Below are 14,464 nucleotides of genomic sequence, written 5' to 3'. Positions count from 1 at the left end.
ACATAGCCCCCATGAAGGCGAAAGACCCCCAACAGCAGGCCCGCCGATGAAGGTTCTGGGCATCGAAACCAGCTGCGACGAGACCGGTGTGGCGGTGTACGACACCGAAACCGGGCTGCGCGCGCACGCTCTATATAGCCAGATCGCGCTGCATGCGGAGTATGGCGGCGTGGTCCCCGAACTGGCCAGCCGCGACCACGTGCGCAAGCTGCTGCCGCTGATCCGCCAGACCCTGGATGAATCCGGGCTGCAGGTCGCGGACCTGGATGGGGTGGCCTACACCGCCGGCCCCGGCCTGGTCGGGGCCCTGCTGGTCGGGGCCGGGGTGGCGCGCTCGCTGGCCTGGGCCCTGGACCTGCCTGCGGTCGCGGTCCACCACATGGAGGGCCACCTGCTGGCGCCGCTGATGGAGGACGACCCGCTCGGCCGCCCGCAGCCGCCGTTCGTGGCCCTGCTGGTGTCCGGCGGCCATACCCAACTGGTTGCGGTCGAGGCCATCGGCCGCTACCGCCTGCTCGGCGAGACTCTGGACGACGCCGCCGGCGAGGCCTTCGACAAGACCGCCAAGCTCATGGGCCTGCCCTACCCGGGCGGGCCGCAGCTGGCCGCTCTGGCCGAGCGCGGCCGGCCCGGCCAGTACAAGTTCTCGCGGCCGATGACCGACCGGCCCGGCCTGGATTTCAGTTTCAGCGGCCTCAAGACCCAGGTCCTGCTGACCTGGCGCGACAGCGACCAGAGCGAGCAGACCATGGCCGACATCGCGCGCGGTTTCGAGGACGCGGTGGTCGAGACCCTGGCGATCAAATGCGCGCGCGCGCTGGACGCGGCCGGCTGCGACACCCTGGTGGTCGCCGGCGGCGTCGGCGCCAACAAGCGCCTGCGCGCGCGGCTGGCGCAGATGGCCGAGCGCCGCGGCGGCCGGGTCGCGTTCCCGCGTCCGGCGTTCTGCACCGACAACGGCGCGATGATCGCCTACGCCGGCGCGTTGCGGCTGATGGCCGGGCAGCGCGAGGATGCCTCGGTGATGGTGACGCCGCGCTGGGATATGGCGCAGTTGCCGGCGGTTTGAGAGCCGGGAATCGGGAATGGGGAATCGGGAGTGGTTAAGGGCAGGGGGTTCGCTTGCCTTGTCGGTTCGCCACCATCGGCGCTTGCGCTAAAGTCACTGGATTCCCGTCCGGCCGAAGGCCGACCTGTCCTGAGCTAGTCGTTGGGCGGGGATGACGGTACTGGAGCGGCGAGGCGGTTCATGCTGCGGCGCTCCTCAACGATTCCCTATTTCCGATTCCCTATTCCCGGCGCTTATGGACCACGTCTTCATCGAAGGCCTCGAGATCGAGGCGCTGATCGGCATCTACGACTGGGAGCGGCGCATCCGCCAGCCGCTGGTGTTCGACCTGGAAATGTCGTTCGACAATCGCATCCCGGCCGCGAGCGACGCGATCGAGCACACCTTGAACTACAAGGCGGTCAGCAAACGCATCATCGAGTACGTGTCGCAGTCCGACTTCGGCCTGGTCGAAACCCTGGCCGAGCGTGTGGCGGCCATCGTGATCGAGGAGTTCGGCGTGCGCCGGGTCAGGCTCAAGCTCAGCAAGCCCGGCGCGGTGCGCGGCGCGCGCGCGGTCGGGGTGTCGATCGTGCGCGAGCGCGTCGGCGGCTGAGCCGCGGCGCCACTTCCTCTTTCCGCCCCGCCGCCGGCCGGGCGTACCGGATACAGCGATGGGTAAGGCTTACCTCAGTCTCGGCAGCAACCTCGATGCCGCGACCCACCTGCGCGGCGCGATCGCCGCATTGCGCGAGCGCTTCGGCGAGGTGGTGCTGTCGCCGGTCTACCGCACGCGCGCGGTCGGCTTCGACGGCGCCGATTTCTACAACAGCGCCGCCATCGTCGACAGCGAGCTCGAACCACAGGACCTCAACGACTGGCTGCACGCCCTGGAAGACCGCCACGGCCGCGACCGCAGCGGGCCGCGCTACAGCGACCGCACCCTGGACATCGACCTGGTGCTCTACGACCAGCGCGTGCTCGAAGGCCCGGGCAACCTGCGCATCCCGCGCCCGGAACTCAAGCACGCCTTCGTGCTGCGCCCGCTGGCGGACATCGCGCCGGAGGTAGTGGTGCCGGGCGTCGGCCGCAGCCTGGGCGAGCTGTGGCGCGAGCATCCGGATTACGCGCAGCCGGCGGTGGTGGCCGACATCGGCGACTGAGCGGCGCGCCGAAGCGCGCTCGCCGGCGGTCACATTCTTCGCCTCGCCCGAGTCTGTATCGGGGAGCGAGCGTGCCGCCGGTCGGCGCAGGCTCGCCAGCGCTTGCGATGCGCCGGGTTTGGCCTGAGCATGCGTCCATTCATCCAAGGGGGATCGCACGATGTTCGAAAAGTTTTCGCGTAGCTGGGGCCTGGTCAAGGCGAGCGCGGGCGTGTTGCGCTCGGACAAGGAACTGATGCTGTTCCCGGTCCTGTCCGGCGCGGCCACGCTGTTGGTGCTGGCGACCTTCCTGGTGCCGATGTTCGCGCTGCGCCTGTTCGAGAACGGCGTTGGCGTGGGCGGGATCGTGTTCGGTTTCCTGTTCTATTTTTGCCAGTACAGCGTGATCATCTTCTTCAACTGCGCCCTGGTCGGCGCGGCCATGATCCGCCTCGACGGCGGCGACCCGACCCTGCGCGACGGCTTCGACGCGGCCAAGTCGCGCCTGCCCTCGATCCTGGGCTACGCCGCGATCGCCGCGACGGTGGGTCTGATCCTGCAGTCGCTGAAGGACCGCGACAATAACTTCATCGTGCGCATGATCGGCTCCGGCCTGGGCGCGGCCTGGACCCTGGCCACCTTCATGGTGGTGCCGGTGCTGGTGAGCCAGAACGTGGGCCCGATCGACGCGCTCAAGCGCAGCATCGGCCTGCTCAAGCAGACCTGGGGCGAGAACGCGATCGGCAACGTCGGCATCGGCGCGGCGTTCGGCCTGATCACCTTCGCGGTGATCGCGGTGGGCGCGCTGCTGGCCTTCGCGGCGGCGCAGGTCTCGGTCGCTCTGGCGATCGCGGTGGGCGCGGTGTTCCTGATCGCGGTGCTGCTGCTGGGCGTGTACCAGGCCGCGCTGAGCGGCATCTACTCGGCGGCGCTGTACCGCTATGCGACCGAGGGCGAAGCGCCGGAGGCGTTCCGCGCGCTGGAGCTGCAGTCGGCGTTCCAGGCCAAGTAATGAGCCTATAGCCCCTCTCCCGCTGGCGGGAGAGAGGCTGGGGTGAGGGCCGCCGCAGGCGTGTGGCTCCACCTTCAGTCGCTGCCCTCATCCGCCCTTCGGGCACCTTCTCAGCCTTGCACTCCCTTCGGTCGCCGCAAGCGGGAGAAGGGAAATGCGAAGAAGGGTGTGAAGATAGCCCCTCTCCCGCTGGCGGGAGAGGGGTTGGGGTGAGGGCCGCCGCGGGCGTATAGGTCCAACTCAGTCGCTGCCCTCATCCGCCCTTCGGGCACCTTCTCAGCCTCGCACTCCCTTCGGTCGCCGCAAGCGGGAGAAGGGACTGCGAAGAAGGGCGTGAAGAATGGAGGGTCGAAGGCTTTGCGCCTCACTCCCCCAGCAAGCGCCCGCCATCCACCCGCAGTACCTGCCCGGTGGTATAGCGCGCCTCGCGCAACAGCCAGCGCACCGCTTCGGCGATTTCCTCGGCGCTGCCGGTGCGGCCCAGCGGCGTGCGCGCCAGCATCGCCGCCTTGGCTGCCTCGTCCTTGGCGCCCTCGGCTTCCGGCCACAGGATCGCACCCGGCGCGACCGCGTTCACTCGCACCTCCGGCGCCAGCTCCAGCGCGAGCGCGCGTGTGGCCATGACCAGTGCGGCCTTGGCCATGCAATACAAGCTGTGATCGCGCAGCGGGCGCTCGGCGTAGATGTCGGCCAGGTTCACGATCGCGCCGCGCGCGGCCTTCAGGTGCGGCGCCGCGGCCTGCGCCAGGAAGAACGGCGCGCGTGCGTTGCTGGCGAACATCGCGTCCCATTGCGCGGGCGTGGCGCTGCCGATCGGCGTGGGCGCGAAACCCGAGGCGTTGTTGACCAGGGCGTCGAGCCGACCGTAACGGCCGACGGTGCGCGCGATCAGTTCCGGCAGGCGGTCGAATTCGGCCAGGTCGGCCTGCAGCGTCAGCGTGCTGCCCGGCCGTGCGGCTTCGAGCTCGGCCGCGAGCGCGGCCATGGCCTCGCCCGAGCCGCGGTAGTGCAGGGCCAGGTCGTAGCCGTCGGCATGCAGCGCGCGCGCGATCGCGGCGCCGATGCGCTTGGCGCTGCCGGTGATCAGGGCGACGGGTGCGGCGGGAGTGGCGGGCATGGCGTGTCTAGGGCCTCAGTAACGAGTGCAGAGTAACGAGTAACTGGTGAATAGCGGTGGCTCCACTCGTTACTCGTTACTCTGCACGCGTTCCTTATACTGCAGGCCGCCCGCCGCGCCTCCGCCCGCCATGTCCGATCCCACCCCGAACGACCCCCGCCGCGAAGCCGCGACACTGCCCGCGCCGGGCCAGGACGCGCTGGAACACAGCGCGCGCCTGGAGGCGTTGATCCGCGAGCAGATCGGGGTCAACGAGGGCGCGATCCCGTTTTCGCGTTACATGGAGCTGGCCCTGTACGCGCCTGGCCTGGGCTATTACAGCGCCGGCGCGCGCAAGTTCGGCGACGACGGCGATTTCGTGACCGCGCCCGAGATCGGGCCGGTGTTCGCCGCCTGCGTGGCCGAGGCGGTCGCGCCGGTGCTGCGCCAGATCGGGCCGAGCGCGCGCATGCTCGAGTTGGGCGGCGGTACCGGCGCTTTCGCCGAGGTCGCGATCAAGCGCCTGCTGGAACTGGACGCGCTGCCCGATCGCTACGCCATCCTCGAACCCAGCGCCGAGCTGCGCCATCGCCAGCGCGAACGTCTGCAGCAACGCCTGACGCCGCCGCTGTTCGAGTTGGTGGAATGGCTGGACGGACCGTTCCCGGAAGACTGGGACGGCGTGCTGTTCGCCAACGAGGTCATCGACGCCCTACCGACGCCGCGCTTCGCGATCCGCAACGGCGAGGTCTATGAGGAAAACATCGTGATCGACGGCGATGGTTTCGCGCGCGAACTGCGCGAGGCCGACGCCTTCCTCGGTAACGCCGTGCGCCAGGTCGAACGCCGGCTAGGGCGCGAGTTCGAAGAGGGCTACCGCTCCGAGCTGCTGCCGCAGCTGCCGTACTGGATCCAGGCGGTGTCCGGCGGCATGCGCGCGGGCGCGATGCTGTTCGTCGATTACGGCTACGCGCGCGCCGAGTACTACGCGCCCGAGCGCAGCGACGGCACCCTGCGCGCGTTCTACCGCCATCGCATGCATCACGATCCGCTGCTGTGGCCGGGCCTGCAGGACATCACCGCCTCGGTGGACTTCACCGCCCTGGCCGAGGCCGGGGTCGCCGCCGGTTTCGACTTCGCCGGCTACTGCTCGCAGGCCAGCTTCCTGCTCGGCAACGGCCTGGCCGGCGTGCTCGAACGCATCGACGCGATCGCCGACGACGCCGAGCGCCAACGTCGCCACAACGAGATCAAGCGCCTGACCCTGCCTAGCGAAATGGGCGAACGTTTCCAGGTCATGGGCTTCGAGAAGGACGTCGAATTCGGCGTGGCGTTTCTGGCCGGCGATCTGAGCCACCGCCTGTGAGGGCGCGCGCGGGCGACGCAGCCAAGGGGCCGTGGCTGCGTCCGTTCCATACCCCGCGGCGCTGGCTGGCCCTGGGCGCGGCGGGCGTGCTGGCGGTGATCGCGGTGTCCCTGCTGCCGGCGGGCGATCTGCCGCCGTCGCCGTTCGCCGGCTCCGACAAGGTCGGTCATTTCCTCACCTACGCCGCGCTGTCGGCCTACGCCGGCATGCTGTTCGCGCGCATGCGCCCGCAGGCATTGAGCGCGGCCGCCCTGATCGTGCTCGGAGTGGCCCTGGAATACGCCCAAGCCGCGCTCACCGACAGCCGCATGGGCGACAGCCGCGACGCCCTCGCCAACGCCCTGGGCGCCTTGGCCGGGTTGGCCTCGGCTTCGACCCCGCTTGCGCACGTTTTGCAGCGCATGGACGCACGCCTCGCCAATATTCGTTCGTCATAATGTGACAAGCGCCGCAAAGCCAAAGTCGGCACAGTCACGCGACGTATTGCGCAAAGGTTAAGAACTTGTGAATCTCGGGCCGGACTTCCGGGAAGTCCGTCCCCCGAACCTTATTCGCAAGGAAACGACCATGTCCGCAGTGCACCGCAACCGATTGGCGCTGGCCGTGGCCGCCGCCATGGCCGCCAGCGCCATCGCCCCCGTCTACGCCCAAACCGCAGCGCCGGCTCCCGCTGAGGACACCGCCACCACGCTGGACACCGTCCAGGTCACCGGCTCGCGCGTGCGCGGCCGTACCGCCGAGGACACCGCCGCGCCGGTCGACGTGATCGGCCGCGAAGAAATCAACGCCACCGGCGCGCTCGAGGTCGGCCAGATCCTGCAGATGCTGGAGCCCTCGTTCAACTTCTCGCGCACCTTCGTCAGCGACGGCACCGACATCCTGCGCCCGGCCACGCTGCGCGCGCTGGGTCCGGACCAGGTGCTGGTGCTGGTCAACGGCAAGCGCCGTCATCAGCAGGCGCTGGTCAACGTGCAGCAGACCATCGGCCGCGGCTCGGCCGGTACCGACATCAACGCGATCCCGGTCTCGGCGATCGAGCGCATCGAAGTGCTGCGCGACGGCGCCGCCGCCCAGTACGGTTCGGATGCGATCGCGGGCGTGATCAACATCATCCTCAAGCGCCAGACCGACCACACCGAGCTGTCGATCGAGGGCTCGCAGTACTACGCCGGCGACGGCGAGATGCTGCACGGTTCGGTCAACACCGGCTTCAAGCTCGGCGCCGACGGCTTCATCAACCTCTCGGCCGAAGCGCGCAACCGCAACGAGACCAACCGCGCCGGCCCCGACAGCCTGCGCACCAATCCGCCGCGCGTGACCCAGCGCCTGGGCGACGCCGACGCCAAGGACTACTACCTGTGGCTCAACGCCGGCCTGCCGGTGGGCAAGGGCGAGCTGTACTGGTTCGGCGGCATCTCGCGGCGCGAAGGCGATTCCTCCGGCTTCTTCCGCAGCGCCGGCGATAACCGCACGGTGCCGGCGCTGTACCCCAACGGCTTCCTGCCCAACATCCTGACCACGGTCGACGACGCCTCGCTGGCGGTGGGCTACAAGGCGCCGATCGGCGAGAACTGGGATTGGGATGTCTCGATCAACCACGGCCGCAGCAAGTTCGGCTTCGAAGAGGCCAACTCGGTCAACGTGAGCTGGTGGTACGAACCGCGCGATCCGGCCAATCCGGCCGCCGGCATCTACGCCGCCTCGCCGACCACCGCCAAGACCGGCACGCTCAAGTACGACCAGACCACGTTCAATCTGGATTTCCGCGGCAGCGTCGACGGCTTCAACGACAACCGCCTGTACCTGGCCACCGGTTTCGAATGGCGCCAGGACAACTACGCGATCGAAGCCGGCGACCCGGTCTCGTACATGTACGGCCGCACCAACAACCCGGCCATCGTCATTCGCGGCCAGACCGGCGACATCGCGGCGGGCGGCATCCAGGGCTTCCCCGGCTTCACCCCGGGCACCGAGGTCGACGAAGGCCGCCACAGCATGGCGCTGTACTTCGACGCCGAGACCAACCTGAGCGAGCGCTTCCTGCTTGGCGGCGCGGTGCGCTTCGAGGATTACTCCGACTTCGGCAACACCACCACCGGCAAGCTGTCGGCGCGCTTCAACGCGACCGAAACCTTCGCCGTGCGCGGCACCCTGTCCACCGGCTTCCGCGCGCCGGGCGTGCAGCAGCAGTACTACAACCAGGTCTCGACCAACCTCAACCCCGACGGCACCCTCACCGACACCCTGACCGCGCGTCAGGACAGCGCGGTCACCCGCGCGCTGGGCGTGGCGCCGCTGAAGGAAGAAACCTCGCGCAGCGGCTCGGTGGGCATGGTGTTCAAGCCCAACGAGCGCTTCTCGCTGAGCGCCGACCTGTTCCGCATCGACATCGACGACCGCATCATCTTCTCCGGCGTGATCGCGCCCGAGTCGGTCGGCACCGATGGCCAGCCCTGCACGGCCAACAACAGCAACTGCCCGATCGCCGGCGCGCTGGCGCCGTTCCGGGTCGGTCAGGCGCAGTTCTTCACCAACGCCATCGACACCCGCACCACCGGCCTGGACATCGTCGCCAACCACAACACCGAGTTCGCCAGCGGCAGCAACCTGACCCTGACCGCGCTGGTGCACTTCAACAAGACCGAGGTGCGCGAGATCCATTCGAACTCGCCGATCCTGGCCCCGGGCCAGCTGTTCGACGCCGCCCAGATCACCCTGGTCGAGCGCGGCCAGCCGCGCGCGCACCACGTGTTGCAGAGCGTGTACGAAACCGGCCCGTGGACGATCACCGGCCGCGCCAACTACTACGGTTCGGTCACCGGCGAGTTCTTCGCGCCGGAACAGACCTGGGGCGGCAAGACCCTGTTCGACCTGGCGGTGCGCTACTCGTTCACCGACGACCTGCACCTGACCGTCGGCGGCAACAACATCTTCGACCAGTACCCGGACAAGTGGTCGGTCGGCGCCGACAACCCGGGCGTGAACCCGTTCCCGTCGCTGGGCTTCAAGTACGGCTGGGAAACCATGCCGTTCGGCATGAACGGCGGCAGCTACTACGTGCGGCTGGACTATCGCTTCTGATTCGCGACACCGATGGAGTGGTAGGAACGCCGGGCGGCCGCGAGGCCGCCCGGCGTTTCGTTTTTGGGGCTGGGCTGGCATGGCCGCTCCCGTGGAAAGCGGAGTCGGCAGGGCGCGGTGGGAACGGCGCGAGCCGCGACTCGGTGTTCGCCGTGCGTCGTTGGTTTCGTCATGGGTGCGGCTGCATCGCGGCTTATGCCGCTCCCACAGAAAGCGGAGTTGGCAGGGTCGGGTAGGAGCGGCGTGAGCCGCGACTCGGGATTCGGCGTGCGTCGTTGGCTTCGTCGTGGGTGCGATTTCGCGGTCGCGGCTTGCGCCGCTCCTACAGGCAGTGATCGGAAGAGACGTGGGTAGGGGCGAGCGATGTTCGGTGTGCGATGCGCCTGCGCTGTGGGAGCGGCGTAAGCCGCGATTGGGCTGCGGCGATGACGCGAGTTTCGCGACGAGTGCGGAGCCTTCATCGCGGCTTACGCCGCTCCCACAGAAAGCAGAAAGCAGAGTCGGCAGGGCCGGGTAGGAGCGGCGGGGGCGGCGTTACCTAGTGGGAGCGCCAGGGTAGGCGGCGAACCGGCCTACTTGCCGTTCACGACGGCGATCGCGGCGATACGCGCGCGGCGCAGGGCTTCGCCGACTTCGGGGCCGCTGCGGCCGGCGGCGATGTCGGAGGCGCGCACCGCGAGCGCGGCGTCCAGGGCGTCGCGCAGGCGCTGCCCTTGCGGGTATTCGACCTCGGACAGGCCGGTGCGGCCGCGCTTGTCGGCTTCGCAGACCAGGCTCAAGCGGCGCACGCGCTCGGGTTGGCGGAAGCCGTCGCAGCGCGCGATCAGCTCGTACACCGTGGCCGCGCGCAGTTCGTCGTAGCGATGCACGTTGAGATGCTCGCGGCAGGCGGCTTCGGCGAGCTGGCGATATTCGGTCGGCACCTTCAGGCGCTCGTTGAGCGCGCGCAAGGGCTCCAGCCCCGCACGCTCGTGACCGTGATGCTTGGGCAGCGCCTCGCTCGGCGTCAGCGCCTTGCCCAGATCGTGGGTGAGCGCGGCATAGCCGATCAGATCGTCGCCCGGCGCCAGCCGCGCGGCCATGTCGCAGACCAGCTCGGTATGCAGGCCGCTGTCGACCTCGGGGTGGTACTGCGCGGGCTGCGGCACGCCGTACAACGCGTCCACTTCCGGCAGCACCGCGCCCAGCGCGCCGGCCTCGCGCAGGGTACGCAGGAAGGCCGAGGGCCGTTCGCTGGCGAGCGCGCGCCGCAGTTCCTGCCACACGCGTTCGGGCACCAGTTCGGCGAGCTCGCCGGACTCGGCCATGTGCCGCATCAAGGCGGTGGTTTCGGGCGCGACACTGAAGCCCAGGGCGGCGAAGCGCGCCATGAAACGCGCCGCGCGCAGCACCCGCAGCGGATCCTCGACGAAGGCCGGGCCGACGTGGCGCAGCTCGCGCGCTTCCAGATCGCGCGCGCCGCCGTAGGGGTCGACCAGCGCGCCGTCCTCGTCCTGGGCGATGGCGTTGATGGTGAAGTCGCGCCGGCCCAGGTCTTCCTCCAGCGACACCGACGGGTCGGCGTCCACGACGAAGCCGCGATAGCCGCGCCCGGATTTGCGTTCGGTGCGCGCGAGTGCGTATTCCTCGCCGGTGTCCGGATGCAGGAACACCGGGAAGTCGCGCCCGACCGGCTTGTAGCCGGCTTCGAGCATCGCCTGCGGAGTGGCGCCGACCACCACGTAGTCGCGATCGCCCGGCGTCCGTCCGAGCAGGCGATCGCGGACCGCGCCGCCGACCAGATAGGTCTTCATCTCATCGCCGCCGAACGCGCGCGTTCAGCGCGGCGAGTTCTGCGCCAGCAGCGCGATGATGTCCTCGGCGCCGCTGCTGCGGCCGAGGTGGCGCACGATCGGCGCCGGCTGGCCCGAGACCCAGACCCGCAATTCGGATTCGAGATCGAAATGACCGGCGGTTTCCAGCGAGAACATCACGATGCTGCGATAAGGCAGGCTGAGGAACTCGGTCTTGCGGCCGGTCACGCCCTGCTTGTCGACCAGGATCAGGCGGCGGTCGGTGAACACGATCAGGTCGCGGATCTCGCCGAACGCGCGCTGCACGGTCTCGCCGGGCGCGAGCAGGGGCATGAAGTCTTCGGCGATCTTGTCGACCGGCTTGTCGCCGGCGTGGCCGAGCAGGGTGTCGAGCAGGCCCATGGCGGCGTTCCTGTGTGGGGTGAACACCGATGCTAAGGCTTGTTGGGCGATGGGGCGAGTGGTGCGATGTGGAGGGACGTGGCGGAGGCCATGGTGGCCTTCTCTTTTGCTCGTCATTTCCGCCTGCGCGGGAATGACGAGCAAAGATGCCGGCGTCGCCGGCCGTAGGATGCGGTAAGCCGCAGGCGCACCGCATCGAACGTCGCTACGGCTACCGTGTCGATGCGGTTGTCACCGCATCCTACAAAGCCCGGGCAGTCGCTGCGTACCGCGCTTCAGGCCGTAGGATGCGGTAAGCCGCAGGCGCACCGCATCGATCGTCGCTACGGCTACCGTGTCGATGCGGTTGTCACCGCATCCTACTAAGCCCGGACATTCGCTGCGTAACGCGCTTCAGGCCGCGGGATGCGGTAAGCCGCAGGCGCACCGCATCGAACGTCGCTACGGCTACCGCGTCGATGCGGTTGTCACCGCATCCTGCAGTCCGGCTGTTCGCTGCGCAACGCGGCCTCAGTCGGCCGCCGGCTCCAAGCCGAGGATCTCGCGCAGCCGCGGCGCCACGGGCGTAGCGGCGATGCCGAGCTGGGACAGCCCGTTGTCGGCGCTGACCGAGTCGGTCTGCAGCGAACGCCAGTTGTCGCGGCTGATCGGCTTGCCCGGCAGGTGTTCGCCGATGCCGGCCTGCAGGCGGCCCAAGGCCTGCGGCAACGGGATCACCGCGCGCAGGCGGCCGCGCGCGCGCGCGGTCAGGCGCACCAGCTCGGCCAGGGTGTAGACGTCGGGGCCGACCAGGTCGTAGCTGTGGCCGATGCTGCCGCCGTCGGCGAGCGCGCGTGCATAGGCCTGGACCACGTCGCCCACCCAGACCGGTTGGAAGCGCGCCTCGGCGCGGCCGATCGGCAGCGCCGGCGCGAAACGCAGCAACTGATCGAAGCGGCAGAACAGGCCGTCGCCGGGACCGGCGATGACCGAGGGCCGGAACAGGGTCCAGTCCAGGCCGGACGCGCGCACGCGCTGCTCAGCGCGGCCGCGCGCCTGCAGGTAATGGCTGTCGCCGCTGCCGGCACCGAGCGCGCTCATCTGCAGCAGGCGGCGCACGCCCATCTCGCGCATGGCTTCGATCAGGGACTCGAGCTGGCCCACGTACACGCGTTCGAAGCCGCTGCCGTCGTCGCCGCGTTCGTTGAGGATGCCGATCAGGTTGACCACGGCGTCGGCGTCGTCGAGCACCGCACGCAGGAAACCCGAGTCGTGCACGTCGCCCTCGATCAGGCTGGAATCGCGCGGCAGCAGCGCGCGCTTGGCCGGATCGCCGCCGCGGCTGAGCACGGTCAGGCGATGGCCGTCGCGCAACAGGCGCGCGACCAGGCGCCGGCCAACGAAGCCGGTGCCGCCGAGCACGACGACGTGGCGCCGCGCCGCGGTGTTCACGGCGACTTGGCCGCCGGCGCGGCGGCCAGCGGACACACGAAACGCTTGCGCGGCGCGTCGATGCGGCCGCGCATGCGGTCGGTCATGTTCATCGCGTCGCCGTTGAGGCGCCAGTCGTAGATCACGCTGAAGGCCAGCACGCGCGCCACGTACTCGCGCGTTTCCTTGTAGCTGATGGTCTCGATCCAGAAGTCCGCGTCCATGCCCGGGCGCTGCGACTGCCAGCGCGCCAGCGGCGCCGGACCGGCGTTGTAGCCGGCCATGGCGAAGTAGGGCTGGCCGCCGTACTTGTCCAGCAGCTCGCGCAGGTAGGCGGTGCCCAGGATGATGTTGGTGTCGGAGTCGTACAGCGTGGCCGCGCCGCCCCAGGGCAGGCCCAGGCGCTTGGACACGTTGGCGCCGGTGGCTGGCACCACCTGCATCAGGCCCATGGCGTTGGCGCCGGAGCGGGCGTTGGGATCGAACACGCTTTCGGCGCGGATCTCGGCCGCGACCCAGGCCGGGTCGAGGTTGTTCTTGGCCGACTCGCGCCGGATCGTGGCGTCGTGGTGCAGCGGGAAGCGCAAGTTGTACAGGCGCAGCTCTTCGGGATTGCCCTTGCCCAGCGAGAACACCGCGCGGTCGAACCAGCCGTGGCTCTGCGCGACTTCGACCGCGATGCGGCGCTGGTCGTTGTCGAAGCGCGACAGCGCGTCGTCCCACTCGCGCACCGCCCAGGACTTGCGCTCGATCTTGTACAAGCCCATCGCGCGCAGCACCGCCGGATCGCGCGCGATCGTCGCCTTGGCGGCGGCGCTGTCGTTGGGGATCAGCGGGCACAGCGCGTAAGGCTGGCCGATGCGGTCGGCGGCGAGGAAGCCGTGGAACTCGGGCTTGCGCGCGGCCTCGCGGTACAGGCGGTCGGCACCGGCCTTGTCGCCGGCGCGTTCGGTCAGGCGCGCCTCGAAATACTGCCAACGCGAATCGCCGCGCTGCTTGGCGCCCATCTTGCGGATCGCGGCCAGCGCGCCGGCCCAATCCGAGCGCGCCATCGCCTCGCGCGCGCGCCACTCGTGCAGGCGTTCGTCGTAGGACACGGCAGGCACGGCATTGAGGCGCTGGGCGGACTCGGGCCCGTACGAGGCCACCGTCCACAGCGCGGTCTGGTACAGCACGCGGCCGCGGTCTTCGTCGCTGAAGCCCAGCGCGCTGGCGTACTTGGGCAGTTGCGCTTCGGCCGCGGCCGGTGCCGACTTGCCCAGGCGCGCCAGGCCGTAGGAGGCCATGCGCCGGCTGCGTTCGGTCTTGGGCCAGCTCAGCGCGCGCTCGTTGACGCCATCGATGAAGGCGGCGTAATCGTTGGCCTGGGCCTGTTGATCGGCGGGCAGGCCGCGCGCGGCGCTGCGCATCACCGCCGTCAGCCCTTCCGCGGCGGCGGCGTCGATGCGCTGCCAGCGCAAGGTTTCGTCGAGCCCGCCCTGGGCCGCGAGCAGCGCCATCGGCGCGTCGCATTCGTTGGGCAGGGCCTTGCCGCTGGCGCTCCATACCGCCTGCGCGTCGCGCGTCCATTGCGCGTCGGCGCGGCGCAGGGCCTGGCGCGCGCTGAGTTCGGCGCAGCGCAGCGCGGTGTTCTTGACCAGTTCGGGCTTCCAGGCCGCAAGGAAGGCCGGCCAGTCCTCGCGGCGTGCGCTGGCGGCCAGCCAGATCTCGCGGAAGGCGCCGCCGGCGGCCTGGTCGCCGTAGCGGGCGAGGAAGTTTTGCGCCTGCGCGTTGGACAGCGAATCGATATTGCGGCGCAGGCCGGCGTACTCGATCCAGCCGTACAGCGGATGGCGGGCGAGATCGGCGTATTGGGCGGCATCGAAGCTGCCGTTTTCGGCGGCTTCGAGCGCGGCGCGCACGCGCGGCAGCAGCGGATCGGCGATGGGCGCGGGCACGCTGGCGACGGCCGGCGGCGCGGCCGTGGTCTGCGCGCAGGCGGCGGTGGCGAGGGTGGCCGCGAGCGCGGCGAACAACAGGGGGAGAGGGCGTGGGAGCATGAGCCGGACTATAGCCCAGCGACGATGAATCTCCGGCGTGAAGGCGACCCGTCGGGCAGGCGCGCGTCGTAGGAT

12 protein-coding genes are annotated in these 14,464 nt (G+C 69.7%); 7 read left to right on the top strand and 5 right to left on the bottom strand.

What is annotated here, in order from left to right:
- Positions 1 to 46 precede the first annotated feature (46 nt).
- The 4 genes from tsaD (at position 47) to ASE35_RS14605 (ending at position 3,202) form a co-directional block, all read left to right on the top strand.
- A complete protein-coding gene (gene tsaD / locus ASE35_RS14620; RefSeq protein WP_057164297.1) occupies positions 47 to 1,069 on the top strand; it encodes a tRNA (adenosine(37)-N6)-threonylcarbamoyltransferase complex transferase subunit TsaD in 1,023 nt (340 codons plus the stop codon).
- A gap of 235 nt (positions 1,070 to 1,304) precedes the next feature.
- A complete protein-coding gene (folB, locus tag ASE35_RS14615) occupies positions 1,305 to 1,664 on the top strand; it encodes a dihydroneopterin aldolase (protein ID WP_057164296.1) in 360 nt (119 codons plus the stop codon).
- A gap of 58 nt (positions 1,665 to 1,722) precedes the next feature.
- The gene (gene folK, locus ASE35_RS14610; protein ID WP_056181115.1) at positions 1,723 to 2,211 is read left to right on the top strand and encodes a 2-amino-4-hydroxy-6-hydroxymethyldihydropteridine diphosphokinase; all 489 of its coding nucleotides are present in this window, start codon (positions 1,723 to 1,725) and stop codon (positions 2,209 to 2,211) included.
- A gap of 160 nt (positions 2,212 to 2,371) precedes the next feature.
- On the top strand, positions 2,372 to 3,202 hold the full coding sequence (locus tag ASE35_RS14605; protein WP_056181112.1) for a DUF6159 family protein: 831 nt from the start codon (positions 2,372 to 2,374) through the stop codon (positions 3,200 to 3,202).
- A 364-nt stretch (positions 3,203 to 3,566) separates the two neighbouring features.
- On the opposite strand, the gene ASE35_RS14600 is transcribed toward ASE35_RS14605, so the two are convergent.
- Complete coding sequence (locus ASE35_RS14600; protein WP_057161091.1) at positions 3,567 to 4,319, bottom strand: pteridine reductase; 753 nt, start codon at positions 4,317 to 4,319, stop codon at positions 3,567 to 3,569.
- A 130-nt stretch (positions 4,320 to 4,449) separates the two neighbouring features.
- Here ASE35_RS14600 and ASE35_RS14595 point away from each other — a divergent pair, with 130 nt between their 5' ends.
- From ASE35_RS14595 to ASE35_RS14585, 3 genes are all read left to right on the top strand, one after another.
- Entirely contained in the window at positions 4,450 to 5,664 is a 1,215-nt protein-coding gene (locus ASE35_RS14595; RefSeq protein WP_057164295.1) for an SAM-dependent methyltransferase, read from the top strand.
- A complete protein-coding gene (locus tag ASE35_RS14590) occupies positions 5,661 to 6,101 on the top strand; it encodes a VanZ family protein (RefSeq protein WP_157489487.1) in 441 nt (146 codons plus the stop codon). The genes ASE35_RS14595 and ASE35_RS14590 overlap by 4 nt, the downstream gene beginning before the upstream one ends.
- A gap of 130 nt (positions 6,102 to 6,231) precedes the next feature.
- The gene (locus tag ASE35_RS14585) at positions 6,232 to 8,745 is read left to right on the top strand and encodes a TonB-dependent receptor (protein WP_082576584.1); all 2,514 of its coding nucleotides are present in this window, start codon (positions 6,232 to 6,234) and stop codon (positions 8,743 to 8,745) included.
- Positions 8,746 to 9,317: 572 nt separating this feature from the next.
- Here the strand turns inward: ASE35_RS14585 and ASE35_RS14580 are convergent.
- The 4 genes from ASE35_RS14580 to ASE35_RS14565 all read right to left on the bottom strand — a co-directional run bounded on the left by ASE35_RS14580 (position 9,318) and on the right by ASE35_RS14565 (position 14,389).
- Entirely contained in the window at positions 9,318 to 10,538 is a 1,221-nt protein-coding gene (locus ASE35_RS14580; RefSeq protein WP_057164294.1) for a multifunctional CCA addition/repair protein, read from the bottom strand.
- Between the two features lie 24 nt (positions 10,539 to 10,562).
- A complete protein-coding gene (locus tag ASE35_RS14575; RefSeq protein ID WP_056181099.1) occupies positions 10,563 to 10,940 on the bottom strand; it encodes a PH domain-containing protein in 378 nt (125 codons plus the stop codon).
- A gap of 510 nt (positions 10,941 to 11,450) precedes the next feature.
- Positions 11,451 to 12,371 carry a complex I NDUFA9 subunit family protein gene (locus ASE35_RS14570; RefSeq protein ID WP_057164339.1) on the bottom strand — a complete coding sequence of 307 codons (921 nt, stop codon included), beginning with the start codon at positions 12,369 to 12,371 and terminating at the stop codon, positions 11,451 to 11,453.
- Positions 12,368 to 14,389, bottom strand: coding sequence for a lytic transglycosylase domain-containing protein (locus tag ASE35_RS14565; RefSeq protein WP_082611291.1), 2,022 nt, complete (start codon positions 14,387 to 14,389; stop codon positions 12,368 to 12,370). The genes ASE35_RS14570 and ASE35_RS14565 overlap by 4 nt, the downstream gene beginning before the upstream one ends.
- Positions 14,390 to 14,464 lie beyond the last annotated feature (75 nt).

Origin of the sequence: Lysobacter sp. Root916 (genome assembly GCF_001429785.1) — a bacterium.
In the GTDB taxonomy this organism is placed as follows: domain Bacteria; phylum Pseudomonadota; class Gammaproteobacteria; order Xanthomonadales; family Xanthomonadaceae; genus Lysobacter.
Note: the sequence above shows the minus strand (reverse complement) of the source record. Positions and strands in the feature narration are given on the sequence as shown.